Origin of the sequence: Mesorhizobium sp. WSM4884 (assembly GCF_029625675.1) — a bacterium.
Lineage (GTDB): Bacteria > Pseudomonadota > Alphaproteobacteria > Rhizobiales > Rhizobiaceae > Mesorhizobium.
Genome location: NZ_JARTVO010000010.1, coordinates 22,461 through 36,788 on the forward strand (window position 1 = coordinate 22,461; position 14,328 = coordinate 36,788).

At 57.6% G+C, this 14,328-nt stretch carries 11 protein-coding genes; 9 read left to right on the forward strand and 2 right to left on the reverse strand.

Translation table 11 applies throughout. The features are described from left to right. Positions 1 to 8 precede the first annotated feature (8 nt). From sctT to P9236_RS17500, 3 genes are all read left to right on the forward strand, one after another. A complete protein-coding gene (gene sctT / locus P9236_RS17490; protein WP_063169270.1) occupies positions 9 to 827 on the forward strand; it encodes a type III secretion system export apparatus subunit SctT in 819 nt (272 codons plus the stop codon). Continuing rightward, complete coding sequence (locus tag P9236_RS17495) at positions 824 to 1,861, forward strand: EscU/YscU/HrcU family type III secretion system export apparatus switch protein (RefSeq protein WP_024505377.1); 1,038 nt, start codon at positions 824 to 826, stop codon at positions 1,859 to 1,861. The genes sctT and P9236_RS17495 overlap by 4 nt, the downstream gene beginning before the upstream one ends. A gap of 355 nt (positions 1,862 to 2,216) precedes the next feature. Further along, positions 2,217 to 3,020 carry a hypothetical protein gene (locus tag P9236_RS17500; protein WP_024505378.1) on the forward strand — a complete coding sequence of 268 codons (804 nt, stop codon included), beginning with the start codon at positions 2,217 to 2,219 and terminating at the stop codon, positions 3,018 to 3,020. Positions 3,021 to 3,545: 525 nt separating this feature from the next. On the opposite strand, the gene P9236_RS17505 is transcribed toward P9236_RS17500, so the two are convergent. Then, positions 3,546 to 5,660 carry a hypothetical protein gene (locus P9236_RS17505; RefSeq protein ID WP_224570035.1) on the reverse strand — a complete coding sequence of 705 codons (2,115 nt, stop codon included), beginning with the start codon at positions 5,658 to 5,660 and terminating at the stop codon, positions 3,546 to 3,548. Positions 5,661 to 7,008: 1,348 nt separating this feature from the next. Here P9236_RS17505 and P9236_RS17510 point away from each other — a divergent pair. The 6 genes from P9236_RS17510 to P9236_RS17535 all read left to right on the forward strand — a co-directional run bounded on the left by P9236_RS17510 (position 7,009) and on the right by P9236_RS17535 (position 12,917). Further along, positions 7,009 to 7,338 carry a hypothetical protein gene (locus tag P9236_RS17510; protein ID WP_081714433.1) on the forward strand — a complete coding sequence of 110 codons (330 nt, stop codon included), beginning with the start codon at positions 7,009 to 7,011 and terminating at the stop codon, positions 7,336 to 7,338. Between the two features lie 71 nt (positions 7,339 to 7,409). After that, positions 7,410 to 7,652, forward strand: coding sequence for a nodulation protein NopA (locus P9236_RS17515; RefSeq protein WP_224570034.1), 243 nt, complete (start codon positions 7,410 to 7,412; stop codon positions 7,650 to 7,652). 117 nt (positions 7,653 to 7,769) lie between these two features. After that, positions 7,770 to 8,660: a hypothetical protein gene (locus tag P9236_RS17520; RefSeq protein ID WP_024505382.1), complete on the forward strand. Its 891-nt coding sequence runs from the start codon at positions 7,770 to 7,772 to the stop codon at positions 8,658 to 8,660. Positions 8,661 to 8,892: 232 nt separating this feature from the next. Continuing rightward, positions 8,893 to 10,956 (forward strand): type III secretion system export apparatus subunit SctV, encoded by a 2,064-nt coding sequence (sctV, locus tag P9236_RS17525; RefSeq protein WP_063169272.1) that lies wholly within the window; start codon positions 8,893 to 8,895, stop codon positions 10,954 to 10,956. 53 nt (positions 10,957 to 11,009) lie between these two features. Next, positions 11,010 to 11,552: a tetratricopeptide repeat protein gene (locus P9236_RS17530; RefSeq protein ID WP_082826568.1), complete on the forward strand. Its 543-nt coding sequence runs from the start codon at positions 11,010 to 11,012 to the stop codon at positions 11,550 to 11,552. Positions 11,553 to 12,446: 894 nt separating this feature from the next. Further along, positions 12,447 to 12,917, forward strand: coding sequence for a MucR family transcriptional regulator (locus P9236_RS17535; protein ID WP_024505385.1), 471 nt, complete (start codon positions 12,447 to 12,449; stop codon positions 12,915 to 12,917). 228 nt (positions 12,918 to 13,145) lie between these two features. Here P9236_RS17535 and P9236_RS17540 read toward each other — a convergent pair whose 3' ends face one another. Beyond that, the gene (locus tag P9236_RS17540; RefSeq protein ID WP_008874821.1) at positions 13,146 to 13,358 is read right to left on the reverse strand and encodes a cold-shock protein; all 213 of its coding nucleotides are present in this window, start codon (positions 13,356 to 13,358) and stop codon (positions 13,146 to 13,148) included. Between the last annotated feature and the right edge of the window lie 970 nt (positions 13,359 to 14,328).

The window sequence follows — 14,328 nt, forward strand, 5'->3', positions numbered from 1 at the left end:
TCCGCCCCATGGACGCGCCATCGGCCGATATTCAAATTCTGATCCAGACGGCTTTCGAACTCGTCGTTGCGGCAGGTCTTGGGGCAGCCCGCGCGATGGGCATCATGCTGATCTTTCCCGTATTCACACGCTCGCAGATCAGTGGGCTGATCCGGGGCTGTTTGGCTGTTGGCTTCGCACTACCATGCCTGGCACACGTCAGCGGCGGATTGCCGGCGCTGGATCCTGATACGCGCCTGATCCAGCTAACCCTGCTCGGATTCAAGGAAGTTTTTGTCGGTGTACTCCTTGGCACTTTTCTTGGCATTCCGCTTTGGGGCCTTCAGGCTGCCGGGGAGCTTATCGACAACCAACGCGGCATCAGCAGCCCGACCGCTTCGGCCGATCCCGCGACGAACAGTCAGGCTTCCGCGATGGGCGTTTTTCTGGGGATCACTGCGATTGCCATATTCGTCGGATCAGGAGGCCTGGAAACTTTGATCAGTGTCCTGTACCGCAGCTACTTGATCTGGCCGGTGTATCAGTTTCACCCGACACTGAGCGGGCCAGGAGCAATGGAGTTGTTGGGGCTTCTCGACAGCATAATGCGCACGGCATTATTGGTTTCGGGGCCTGTCGTGTTCTTCCTGATACTGATTGATATATCGATGATGCTGCTGCGTCGCTTTGCCCCGCAATTTAAGGCGAGCCAACTGTCTCCGGCAATCAAGAACATTGTCTTTCCAGTTCTCATGGTCACCTACGCTGCCTATCTGGTGGAGAGCATGAAACTGGAGGTCACACGTGCCAACGGCGTGCTGGAGTGGTTCGACAAATTGCTGCCATGAGCGACACAAGTGAAGAGAAGACACACGCCGCCAGCCCGAAGAAGTTAAGTGAAGCGCGCAAAAAAGGACAGCTGCCACGTAGCTCCGATTTCGTCCGCGCGGTCGGGACTTGCGCTGGGCTCGGCTACCTTTGGCTAAGAGGCAGCGTGATCGAGGACAAATGCCGGGAAGCGCTCCTATTAGCCACCAAGTTGCAGAGCCTACCTTTCGATACCGCGGTGCCGCAGGCATTGGTTGTGCTCGTCCAACTCACAGTCGCGGCTGTTGGCCCGCTGCTTGGAACCCTTGTCGCCGCGGTGATTTTGGCCAGCCTGCTAGCCAATGGTGGATTTGTCTTCTCTCTGGAGCCGATGAAGCTCAGCTTTAAGAAAATTGACCCCTTTGAAGGGCTGAAGCGCTTGGGGTCTGCTCGTTCCATGGTCGAAGTCTGCAAGACCATGTTCAAGGTATTGGTTCTCAGCGCAACCTTTTCCATTGTCCTTCTCGGGATGTGGAAGACAATGGTCCCTCTGCCGATCTGCGGCATGGGCTGTGTTGGCCTCATCTTTATGGAGACAAAATTGCTGATGGGAATTGGCGCCGGCGCACTGCTGGTCGGCGGACTGATCGATCTTCTGCTCCAGCGCGCGTTGTATCTGCGCGAAATGCGCATGACCAATACCGAAGTGACGCGCGAGTCGAAGGATCAGCAAGGAGCGCCAGAGTTGAAAGGTGAACAGCGTCGCATCCGCGAGGAGGCGGCCGACGAGCCTGCGCTTGGCGTGCATCGCGCCACGCTGGTCTTAACAGGAAGGGCGGTCCTGATCGGTCTGCGTTACGTTCGCGGTGAAACCGGGGTGCCGTTCTTAGTTTGCCGTGCCGAAGGTGAGCGCGTTTCACATGTGTTGAGCGAGGCGCGGGCACTACGCCTGACGATCGTCCATGACCATGTCTTAGCGCGTCAGCTGATAGGCACTACAAAACTCGGCCACGCGGTTCCTATGCAATATTTCCAGCCTGTCGCGAAAGCATTCTTTGCCGCAGGCTTGGCCTAGTCATGGAAGTCCACGACTGCCCAGTTCAAAACTGACCTGGCTCCATGCTAGTGGCAAATGTCGGCTGGCCATCCGTGCCCCAGTGTCTCTGTCAGGCCAACCGCGCAACCGCGGGCCTGGGGCAATCACTCCCCTCGGATCTGCCACCCAGCAACTACGGCAAGTCCTCCGGGCATGACCTTGCAGCCTCTGCTGGCCGGTGCGTGGCGCAGTCCGAGGTTTTGAGGCCGGCAGTGCGGATTTGATTGGTGCAGCCGTTGGAATGCCCTCGTCAGCTAGTCGTCAACTAAGCGCCCTATGTTGAACAGCCGTGCTAACTTGAGCTCGGTTGCGAAACATAGGAGTACGAATCGTCATGTATGGTCGAATTGGTGGCTCATCCGATAGTTACCGCGCGCATAATGCCGGCGAGCAATCGGATGCAGGAAGCGAAGGGTTCGCGGACACATTTGCCCGAATGCACTTATCCGGATCGGAAGGTAGCGGCGCCTCATCATCGGCGGCTCCCCAAGCATACTCCCTCAATTCCCGACCTCCTGTGGTGGAGATCAACAGGACTTCCTTCAGGAGACAGGTGAGGCAATTTCATGGTGATGAAATCACGCACATCGCCGACAATCCTCAAGAGTATTCGGAGTTCGTATCGTCACGAGCCAGGCGCACCGCGGACGTTGCTCAGCAATATGGCATCCGTCGAGATACGGAGCACGCGCGATATTTCAGTTACCAATTGGGAGACCGGAGTGCCGGACTGCTGAGAATGGAAGGCGGATTCAGCATGAACGAGTTCGAATCGGAAAGTTGGCGGGAACAATTTCCTGGTCGAACTGAGGTCACTTCCATAGTGGATCTTCAAGTCGCCCATCCGCTCGTCGAAAATGCGGGCGATATTCTGCTGGAGCATCAACTTCGGATAGACGGCGACCGACCGTTGCTGAATTGGCGTGCGGCTAATCCGGAAGCACAAGCGCGCGCGCAGACGATGGGGTTTGTTGAAGTGGATCATGGCGACCTGGTGCTTGACCCTACGCAGCATCCCGACAAATGGACGAAGAACAGTGCCGGTGAGTGGCAGCGTGCAGGCAAACCTCCACTCTATCTCCACAAAACCGAGGATAGCGACAGCAGCGATAGCGGGTCCGACGACGATTTCATGTGATTTGTCGACCCGCCGCCGAGCCTTGCAACTGGTGACGGTTGCAAGGCTGTTGGCAGTGAATGCTAATTGTCCGGCGACAGCCCCGCCTTAGCGCCAGCGCCGCCGAGCAATCCAGCCCATCTCCCAGACAATAAACTGCGGATGCGCATCGTGGGTGCTTGCGAGCGGATTGTATTCGGGCCGGAACTCCGCCTCTTGGAACCGAGCTCTCCCGAATCCAATTTTCTCCACCACACCGTTGGGTCGTTGCGATGCGCCGATCCCGATCGGATCGGCTATGCCTGCTCCGCGCTCGCAGGAAGACCTTCCGCCTCGATCTTGGCGGCGCGATCTCGGCGATAAGTTGGATGGGAGGCAAGATACGCCGCCACGTCAACAGCCGGTAACGCGACATCGCAAATCGGCCCTGACGGTAGCCGATCGACTCCAATCGCCGGACCGCAACTCGCGCAGCGGCATTCGCGGTTTGGCCAGGAGAAATGCTCGCTGACTCACAGCGTGGCCGGCCGCATTCTGAGTGCCCTGTCATGCAGCCTGCGCCGACGGGAGCTCGGCACGCGAATGGCGTGGTTGGCGGCCAAGCCCTGAGGTCAACAAGGACTTACAGAAAGCGGGGGTGAGTTTGCCGCGATGAATTATGACCTTCTCGCGACCGGACCTAGCATCGGCTTCCTCTCGCTCTCGATTGTAGCCGCGCTGTTCGTTGGATTTAACGTGGCAAGCGGTGAATTCGGAATCAGCCAGCCCTTCCAAGTTTCTGGCCATGACGGGGCGACTCGTGTGGATGTGCACCCACATCGGGCTCGGCATCGCACCATTGACCAGCATCTTGGGCTGCAGCTTCATCTCAAACAGCTTTCCTGGCTCGCCACGCAGCGCGACCGGTGCCTCCGGCGGCATCAATTCGTCGGCATTGCACAAATGTTCCAGGTATTTTTGCGCCGGAAATGCGTAGGTCTTCATGCAATCAGTCGTAATGCCGGCTTTTCCTTCATTCAATGCGTTGGCCTGTCCCAGCACCATGTTCAGCAACCCTTTGAGCTGGTCTGTGCGTTCGTGCACTTTGGGTAGCTGGGTGGAGGTGAGTAGCAGGCGTACATTACGCCCCTGCAACCCGGCGAGACAGGTTTGCATCTCAATGGCCTGGGCTCGCAGGTACTGGGCCACATCGTCCACGACCTTACCGGCCTCCTCAGGCTTCATCTGGCGCACTTGGGAGACGACGCTTTGCTGACCGGCCAGATCGAACTGCAAAAGTTCGTCCAATCGTTTGAGCCGCTCCGTCAATACCTCCATTGACAACGCGGCGCCCCCGATTGTCGAGCCTGCCCCCGACGAACTCGCAGCCACCTCTTGCGCTCTCACCTGTGTACTCGCAACTTGATCCGAGCGCGCGAGAACCTTGGCTGCTGGCACTGTGCCGGCGTTCGCAGCGACTGGTGTTGATGGCTGCCCGGCGGCAGAAGTCCCGGCGCGAGCTGCCGACTTATGCTTTGACTTCCCTTTCCTTCGCGCTGTAGTGCCTTCTGACACTGCAGCCGTACCAGCAGTGTCAGCCGGTATCGCAGCGCCTGCCCTGGCCGGCATCGCAGCGCCCGCCTGGGCCTGTGGCGCCATGATGGCTGACGGCGGAGACTGCAGGTTCAACAAGTGCATGGCATCGTGCGCAGTGATCCATGCATCGTCCACGATCCGTTCGAACAGTTTCAATGGGAGGCCGGCATCTGGGTAGGTATGGCTTAGCTTGGTATGCACCTCGTGCAACGCCAATCCAAAATCCGAAAGCCGCTCCATGATTTTTTCTACAACCGCGCAATCATGAGCGTTGAGTGTTTTGCCATCATCCATTATGCCCTTCGCCAAAGAGAGGGCGCGAAGAGCTTCTTGAGCGGCGCTTGCCATCAGCTGCACCACTCCATTTCGACCGACGAGGAGTTCCTTCAAATCTGGCTCGAACCTGCTCGCCCGCAGTTCAATCTTGGCCCGCGCAAGACCGATCCGCTCACGGACCAGCCAGATCCTGACACTCAGTACCGAGCCGGCACGCAGCCGCAGTGCGCACCGCTCGGCTTCCCGCATCACGGGCGTTCCACTGGATAGGCTAGCGGTGGCAGCGCAGGCGGATCGCTGCCGTTCGGAGCGCCATGCCTTTTTTTCCCACCACTTAATTGCCGCCGTATGGTGGTTCTCCACATTTAAAATCAACAGCTCCTGCCGGTCCGCCTGGGAGTAGGAGTAGAGTTTATCGACCATACCTGCCGCTTTCTTGGTCTTTTTGTCCAATTTCGTGATCGTCGACAGGCCAAGTTTGTCTACTTCATTCGCGGCGTCGCACACGATCTGGCAACATCTACGCACCTTGTCGTCTGGCATAATTGTCTGCGCCTCAGCCGCAGGCAGGCTAGCGCGGTACTCCAGAATTGCTGAGGCTGCATCGACGACCCCACTGATCAGCTCCACCGCCTCCTCGGGGACGTCGGTTTTCCTGGCCGCAGCCTCGCAATCAGTCAGTTGTTGAACAAGACTGTTCATTCTGAGCTGTGTCGGACTGATATCTTTATTTGACGATGAGCTGGTGCCTTCCACCTGCGCGGTTGATAGTTGGCTACCGACCGGCGCCATGGCTTCGCCCTCAGACATGGAGGGAGAACCGCGCCGCCTTGCGGCTGCGCCACGTGGCGCTACGGTTCCGCGTGGTGGCGCAGCGGCTCCACGTGGCGGTGTGTTCAGGATTTGATCTTCGCCAATCGAGGCGCCTGGCAGACTTTCGCGGGCATCGCCTGGACCGCGCGCAACTGGAAGGGAGGAGGGCCTCCTATCGGCGTCCCCAGAGCGCATCTGCTCCACAACGGAATCGAATGACTGTCCACCTTCTCCCGCAGCAAGACTTGATTGCGAAAGGGAACTGCTCGCCCGCCCCGCGCGGCTGGCTCCAGTTTCAGCCTGCGATTTCCGTGGTCGGCCAATGCCCTTCATATTGCGTCTCCGTAGTAGGCGAGAATGTGCTGCTATTGTGCTGGCGGCTGACGAGACCAGCGGCATCTTTCGGTTAACGTCACGGTCAGCCAGACCCGCGACGGCGTAATGTTCCCGCCAAAGTGCTTCTCAGTAGCAGGCCAAGATTGGCCCGAGCTCACAGGACTTTCGCAACGTTGCCATCGATGTCCTGAGATTATCAGCGCTTCAGTCCGCCGATTTCCAGGAACAGCGAATGAAATCAGACCAACTCGGCTAGCTCCCCTTCCTAGACACGTGCCTGACGATTTTATTGATGCGTCACTCCTCTCGTTCGCCACCGACAAAGTCACACATTTGCTTCAGAGAAGCGTGTGCGTTGCGTATCACGCGGACCATTTCGATCTATAGTTACAAAAAGTGTCGAGACGGGACCTTTGGATCCGAAGGTCAGGCACGGCCGGCCTAGATAGACCGCTTGGCTGACGATTAGCTGACGATGGGAGTTCTCACGAACAGGGCAAGAAAATCCGACCGCTTCAAGCTTTCGATATGGTGAGAAGAGGATCCGCACCGGCCTCCCAAAGCCGGCAGACCATCCCATGTTCGTACGGTCGCCGACCTTCTCGAAGCCAATGAGCTCACCGCGCCGGGCCGTGATGTGCAGGCGAGAGAATGGTGATGCAAAGACCGAGTTCCTGCTCGTTGCGTGCGCCCGTGGAGCCAGCAAGAATACGGTCATTGCGGTCATGCAGCACGTGGACCGTGTCTCCTGTTCGACACCACAGCATCGAGGATGCAAACGAGCTGCTGCGGCTGCCATTCGGTCGCGGCATGCGTGGACGGCGGGATTGGCCGAACAGCCGAGATCGTGGTCGACTGTTCGATGCGAGAGCAACATCCTGCAGAGCATACGTTTTTGCGCTGGCCGGTTTTTGTCAAAAGCCGTCAGGTTCTCGAAAGCTCCCGCCCTTAGCTTGATCGAGGCTAACCTTTAACACGTCGCCGCCAATGGCAAATGCCGGAGTACCTGATGATAGCAGCAATTGGGAGTGGAGTTGGCAACCTCGGGACTTCCTTGATCCGAAAGGGCCATGGGGATTCGAAATCCGAGCATTCTGGTGATGGCAAGCCGGCTGATGGCAATGATGGCAAGCCAGCTGGTGGGAATGATGGCAAGGCAGCTGGCGGGAACGATCGGGCGGATAACCGGACCGTTTCAAATGATCAACTTCAAGACAACTCACAGTCTGCAGCACAAAGTGAAGCCTTCCAAAGTATCCTGCGATCGTTCGCGTTCCAATTCGCGAACGATGCGATGGCTGAGGCCGATGAAGCTTTGGATGACACAGAAGATGCCTGACGCGGGAAATCCGGCGTGAGGTCATACAGGCCGTTATTGACGGCACAACTCCAACAGAAAAAGGAATGATCATGGCTGCAGTTGATAATAATAAAAAATCAGGCAATACCAATACCAGTAGCGCCGGCAATACCGATAAAACTAACAGTGGCACTCCCGGCAATACAAGCGGAGCTGATGCTACTGCTTTTCAGGCGCAAGTGCAGGAACTAACCAATGTTAGCTTGGAGGCGACGAAAAGGAGTGTCCAGTTGCGCACTCTAACGACCAATCTCCAGACCATCAAGAAGGCCGCCGACGAACGCGTTTCGTAATGTCGGAAGCGGGTTTTAGACTGCCCCCTAGCGCGTCTCCTTATTGACGCGACGTAGTCCCGAAATGAGCCGCATGGCAATTGCCATGCGGCTTCTATCCTGTTTGAGAGATGCTCTGTGGATGACGCCGTTTCCCTCCGTTTCGAAGTGCGTTCGGGGCACTATTGCGGTCTGACCGGCAAGACGGATCTTCAAAAGTGTTTAATCGGCAGCGGCTTCGATGCCGATTTGGTCTTTGTCGAGCAGGGACTGGCACCGCATCACCTTCGTGTAACTCTTCTTGGCAAGTCGATCGAACTGGAGGCGCTTGCACCCGGACTCAGTATCGAGGGCAACCGGAATATCGCCGCAGGCCAGTCCGTTGTTGTGCCCCTTCCTGTCGTCCTGCTCGTAGGCGAGATGTCCATTGCTTTGTCCGTGCAGGATGCAGAGCCGCCTGGTTCGACCGGCATACCGCGCCTACCGATCGGTGTGCTCGCCATGGTCATAATCAGCTCACTCGGGATCGGCGCGCTTTCAGGCACGATCTCCTATCTTGGCAATGCAAGTGGATCGAGCCCCAATTCACTTCGGGCTGAAGTCGCGTCCAGAACGATCAGTCACCGCGCTGACAATGAACTTACGGAGGCAGCGGCCCAAGAGCTGCAGGAGGAAGTCGATCGAGCGGGTCTTCTCGACGTCAAGATTGGGTCGGCAAAGGGTGTTGTGACCGCCGAAGGCACCGTCACGTCTGAATCGGTCATCAGTTGGCAGAAGCTTCAGCAATCGTTCGATCGTCGCACCAAGGGTACTCTAACACTGGTGAACGGAGTGCTCATCAAAGAGGAGAAGGCGCCATCCGCAATCGCGGTCGAAGCTGTGTGGCATGGGGTCCAACCATATATTGTCATCGACAGCGAGAAGTATTTTGTCGGCGCCATTTTGGCTGATGGATGGGTGGTCGAACGTATTGAGGACAGCCGTGTGCTGCTGAGCAGGAATGGCCGCATTGCTGCTCTCCAATATTGAAAGCTCGCAGGCCCCATCAAGCAGCACTCTATGGCCAGCCAAACATCCTGTCGCGCTCGGTGCTGACAAGCTGGCTGCGTTGGAAACATTTGCTGCCCAGCCATTTCGCGCCTGCTTGTGGCTCTCATGCAGGGTCACGCGCTGGCCAAGGCTGAGGCGCCTTCGGAGTTCGAAAGCCACGTTTCATGGCGTAACAGCAGAGTAAGTCTCAACCGATTGCAAAGGTGTCTCGATGGCCAACGTCCTGCGTGACTTCATCAAGCGTGCGCCGGCCAGCCCGGATTTAATGGTTGCGTTGATGCTGCTTCTGGCTGTCGCGATGATGGTCATGCCTATCCCGGTCGTGGTGGTCGACGCCCTGATAGGATTCAATATGGGGTTGGCCATACTGCTGATGATGGTTGCCCTGTATGTCAGTACTCCACTTGATTTTTCCTCTTTGCCCGGCGTTATTTTGATTTCCACTGTATTCCGTCTCGCGCTCACGGTCGCAACGACGCGACTGATCCTGGCCGAGGGGGAGGCCGGCAGCATTATTCATACTTTTGGCGATTTCGTCATTTCAGGCAATATCGTGGTGGGTTTCGTCATATTTCTGGTCGTCACCATGGTGCAATTCATGGTCCTCGCGAAGGGTGCCGAACGGGTGGCAGAAGTGGCGGCGCGTTTCACGCTGGATGCTCTGCCGGGCAAGCAAATGGCGGTCGACGCAGAGCTACGCAACGGCCACATCGATGCCAACGAATCCCGCCGGCGGCGCGCCGAATTGGAGAAGGAAAGCCAACTCTATGGCGCGATGGACGGCGCGATGAAATTTGTGAAGGGCGATTCCATCGCCGGGCTGGTGGTTATCTGCATCAACATGCTGGGTGGAATTTCGATCGGCCTGCTCTCCAAGGGCATGTCCTTCGGCGAGGTACTGCATCACTACACTCTGCTGACGATAGGCGATGCATTGATATCGCAGATTCCGGCCCTTCTGCTCTCCATTACTGCGGCGACCATCGTCACCCGTGTGACTGGGACGGCGAGGATCAACCTCGGTACAGAAATGGTCAGTCAGCTCACGGCCAGCACTCGAGCCTTGCGACTGGCGGCCGGCGTCCTGGTTGTAATGGGGTTCGTTCCTGGGTTTCCCCTCCCCGTCTTTCTGATGCTGGCCGCAGTGTTCGCTGCGGTAAGCATTGTCAAGGCTGATGTGCTGGGCGCCGGCACTGCCGATGCGAAAGGTGGAACTGCAGCGGAGCCTAAGCAAGCCGCGCCTGCGAAGGAATTCCCGATCGCATTTTTTCTAGCGCCAGATCTTATGCAGGCGGTCGATCAAGCCGAATTGCAAAAACATATTGGGCGCGTTTCGCTCCTGGTCACAGCCGATCTGGGCATTATCGTTCCTCGCATCCCTGTCTTGGTTGACGAGCAGCTGCCTGAATCGCAATTCCGAATTGATGTCGAGGGCGTGCCAGTCGAACAGGACGCCTTAGATCCAAACCAGATGGCGCTCCGAGCCGATGTAGCGCACGTCGACTCGAGCGGTGTCCCCCTTAGACGTGAGCCGAAAACGGACAGACTCCCGGTTGAACATACCCCTGCAAAGGCCCTTACGGGCGCCGGCACGGAGCATAGGGCTCCCGGCGAACTCCTCGCCTTGCGCGTCCATGCAGCGTTGACCCGCTACGCACCGCGATTGGTGGGCATCCAAGAGACCCGACATTTCCTGGGCCGAATGGAGCAGGAATATTCTGAGCTTGTGAAAGAGGTGCTACGCACGACGCCGATTCCTCGGATTGCCGATGTTCTGCGCCGCCTCCTGGAGGAAGGTATCCCAATCCGCCACACCCGTCTCGTGTTGGAGGCATTGGCCGAATGGAGCGAGCGTGAGCAGAACGTTGCCCTGCTGACGGAATATGTCCGTTCTGGTTTGAAGCGACAGATCTGCCACCGCCATGCCAACACGGAGGGCATCGTGTCCGCCCTGGTCGTCGAGCGCGAGAGCGAGGATGTGATGCGTGGCGCGGTTCGAGATTCGGATGCAGGCCCCTATCTCGCACTGGAGGATCGGCAAAGCGAAGCGATGCTATCACAGATACGTCAGGTCCTTTCGAACGCAGAACCGGGTCAAACCCGCCCTATTCTGTTGACGTCGATGGATGTCCGACGTTTCGTCCGCGGCTTTCTGACGCGAAACGGGGTTGATCTCGCCGTGCTGTCTTATCAAGACCTCGCCTCCGACTTTACAATTCGCCCCGCAGGATCCGTCACACTCCCGCACGGATCGAACAGCGGATTGTTAGAGTAGTCCCACCTTTCCTAACTGAACGCCACGCGCCTCCCCGATAACTGAGAGATAACATGAATAGTAATACAGTTTCTCCATCGCCTATGTTTCTGCGCCGGAACTCACTTCTTTTTGCCGTACTCGCCATTCTGCCTTTGGGCGGTTGCGCCAGCTGGCAAAAGCCGGCTCTTTCCGTGCAGGAGACATCTTCCCCCGAGTTGCTCAGCGCCGATCAAATCGATCCGGCTATGCGCGAACGCATTTTGCGCGAAGTTGGTCAGGATGTTCAAGAGCGGGCTTTGCGGGATGAGGTGAAGCAGCACCCGGACAATGTTGATGCGGCGATACGACTTACAAATGCCTTGGTGGGCCAGAAGCGCCCGCACGAAGCGGTTGAGGTGCTCGACAGCGTCTTGGTTGCAGCCCCAGGAAACGTACGTGCATTGAATGCGAAGGGCGTGATTTTGGACATTGAGGGGCGGCATGACGCGGCACAGGCCCTGTATCGGCGAGCTCTCGAAAACGAGCCAGGCAATCAGATGGTGCAGCATAACTTCAATCTGTCGCTTGCCTTTAACGGCAAGTCCGAACAACCAAGGTTAGCACGATCGCAATAGGTGGGCACAGTGCATGCGCAGCCTGTTCCCCGGCTCGAACACGCGCTCGGCTCCCATCATAGATGGCCCCCTGAAGAGAGCCATATCTATGCAAAACAGTTGCTCCAGATCTGGCCGGCAGAGATCGGCAGGAGAGCCGGATGACATCACGCGGCCACCCGCAAGGCCACCCGCCTCGCTTCGTTGCCAGAGCGCCCTCTCCCTCGCCGGTCACCGTCTCGCAATGCGGCGACCTGGCTTAAGGCGGTCGACCGAGCGCCCGATGCAGTAGCCATGAATACGTAACGCAGCGATGGACCCGCCGGATCGTGTCGCGCTTGTGCTGGCCGTCCCTGCCATTACAGCACGGTGATTGTAGCTGGATCATATTCTAGAGGCATCGATGGTGTGGATGCCTTCGATCCAAACAATCGATTTGTTGAATTCGTCCGCCTGAGGAAATTAGCTGCGGCGATCCGACTTCCGACGCCTGCAGGCGCAAAACCAACAGCGTGAGCGCTGCGGGTCCGGAGGCAGGCTGCAAAGTGCAATCACCAGCGCTGATAAGCGGCAAGTGAAGAATGTATCGCTCGGGCAACTCCTGTGTTGTGCACGGTTGCCCCGCGAGGTGAACTGTAGCAGCTTGGCAGCTCAGCGTTCACGAAAGGAGAAAAGATTTGGGGCCAAGCAAAGACCGGCTTTTTTGATTGTCTTGCTGTATCGCTATGGTGGGGCGGGCGCGACCGCTCCCATAATTCAATACGCTGCCTTTAGCGATGGACGATGACGGGATGCGTCGCCGAGACTTCAATGGTGGAGGAGCAGCGCACCCGTCGATCCATTTGCTTTCAGCGGCAACCGCCACTATGAAGCGACACTTCGCCCAACTGTGTTTCAAGCTGCCCGGAGAAGTTTATGACAGAAGAACCCCACAAGACCGACATCCTCATCGAGCTCACTGCCGATGTTGTATCAGCCTACGTCTCCAACAACCCCGTCCCGGCGGGGGAGCTTCCTGCCCTGATCGCCCAAGTGCACGGGGCTCTAAACGGCACGGCTGGACTCATACCGGCAGAAGAGCCTGTGCCTGTAAAAAAACCTGCTGTCCCGATCAAAAAGTCGATCGAACCGGACTACATCATTAGCCTTGAAGACGGCAAGAAATTCAAATCGCTAAAGCGCCATCTGGCGACGCACTATGGTCTGACCCCAGACGAATATCGCGCCAAATGGGGTCTGCCGTCGGATTATCCCATGGTGGCGCCGAATTACGCCGCTGCGCGCTCCGCCTTGGCCAAGACCATGGGACTCGGCCGCAAACCGAAAGAGCCGGAAGCCCCAGCCACGGCGCCGGCGAAACGGACCCGCAAGAAGGTCGCAGCCTAAATCCGTATCAACAGTCGTTCGGACGCGCAGCAGCCGTTGGCCCAATCTGCGCGGAATCAAAGGGCGGGGATGAGCCCCGCCTTTCCCGTCCAAGAGCCTCATTTCCAGAGTAATTCATGATGGCTCCAGCAATCCCTGCCGCGGCATTAACTTGCATGCTCCGGCCCGGGTTTCGAGCCGTCAATGCGTTCCGGCGATGACGAACCTTGCCAAGGCTTTCCCGGACCGTTAGCCAGCCTTGCTGAGGCTGCCTGCAGAGGACTTTCCCGTGCGGCGATCCTGTTCCACCTCGTAGTTGATCTTCTGGCCCTCATTAAGGGTCGACAGGCCCGCTCGTTCAACAGCGGAAATGTGGACAAAGACATCCTGACCGCCGTTGTCAGGCTGAATAAAACCAAAACCCTTCGTGCTGTTGAACCACTTCACCGTTCCAGTCGCCATATCCATTCCTTTGTAATAAGTCGCAACTTAGGCAGGCCATTCACGCCAGCCTGATTTGTACACGAGACTTTAGGCGCATCAAAATCGGAAAATTGCAAGGCCCACTCGATCGCCTGATCTCCAGCAGCAACTGCAACATATGCGAGGCGCGTGCCAGACGAGGCGTATGCCAGACGTTTCGTCGTGCGCTGTCGCTCGAACGTTGACAGAAACAATGACACACCTTGCAAACTCGGCACATCTTGTGGACGTGCTCGGGTCGCTTCTCGACTGCGATACCCGCTCCTGACCGGGTATCGTCGGCCAAAATGAGAGTTTTTGTCATGTGCCGCCAGACCGAAAGATCAGGCGCGCAGCGACCTGCACATTCAAACCGGAACCCGCGAACCTCGATTAGCTTCTGCCTGCTCCGAAGGGCGGTAGCCTGCTCTGAGGCGGGCCACTGTCGGGTTGAAAACCAACTGTCGGGTTCGGAACCCCAGATTGTCGGCAAGGTACGCGCCGCCCACTGGTTGGCCAAAGGGGCACTGGCTCCTGATCCTGCCGCCATGCTCGCCCGATCTCAACCCGATCAAGACAGGTCTGCTCAAAACTCAAGGCGCGGCTGCGGAAGAAGGCGGCCAAAACTTTCGACGCTCTCTGCGGAACTCTCGGCGATATCTGCCAGCTGTAGGAGCCAAATCAAAAACCATTAATTGCGACAGGTGATTTTATGACATTCATTGCGAAGAGGCCAGAATGAACAGCGGAAGAGAGTAGCAGCTCTCTGGTCGCGGCGAGGTGGATCGTCGACACGATCGGCACCTGGCCCGTGCGGGGATCGCACCGCAGCCAGCACCAGAGCCAGACCTTGACCGCTTGCCTTGCTCAGGCGCCACAACAACGAGTGGCTGGAAGCAGATCCACGTGAACTCAGCGATATCGATCAGACGATGCTTACCCTCATGAAAGCCGATCCCGACGCTGTCCA

Coding starts and splice junctions, on each gene's coding strand:
- sctT (WP_063169270.1), top strand. CDS start 9: ATGGACGCGCCATCGGCCGATATTCAAATTCTGATCCAGACGGCTTTC.
- P9236_RS17495 (WP_024505377.1), top strand. CDS start 824: ATGAGCGACACAAGTGAAGAGAAGACACACGCCGCCAGCCCGAAGAAG.
- P9236_RS17500 (WP_024505378.1), top strand. CDS start 2,217: ATGTATGGTCGAATTGGTGGCTCATCCGATAGTTACCGCGCGCATAAT.
- P9236_RS17505 (WP_224570035.1), bottom strand. CDS start 5,660: ATGTCTGAGGGCGAAGCCATGGCGCCGGTCGGTAGCCAACTATCAACC.
- P9236_RS17510 (WP_081714433.1), top strand. CDS start 7,009: ATGATAGCAGCAATTGGGAGTGGAGTTGGCAACCTCGGGACTTCCTTG.
- P9236_RS17515 (WP_224570034.1), top strand. CDS start 7,410: ATGGCTGCAGTTGATAATAATAAAAAATCAGGCAATACCAATACCAGT.
- sctV (WP_063169272.1), top strand. CDS start 8,893: ATGGCCAACGTCCTGCGTGACTTCATCAAGCGTGCGCCGGCCAGCCCG.
- P9236_RS17530 (WP_082826568.1), top strand. CDS start 11,010: ATGAATAGTAATACAGTTTCTCCATCGCCTATGTTTCTGCGCCGGAAC.
- P9236_RS17535 (WP_024505385.1), top strand. CDS start 12,447: ATGACAGAAGAACCCCACAAGACCGACATCCTCATCGAGCTCACTGCC.
- P9236_RS17540 (WP_008874821.1), bottom strand. CDS start 13,358: ATGGCGACTGGAACGGTGAAGTGGTTCAACAGCACGAAGGGTTTTGGT.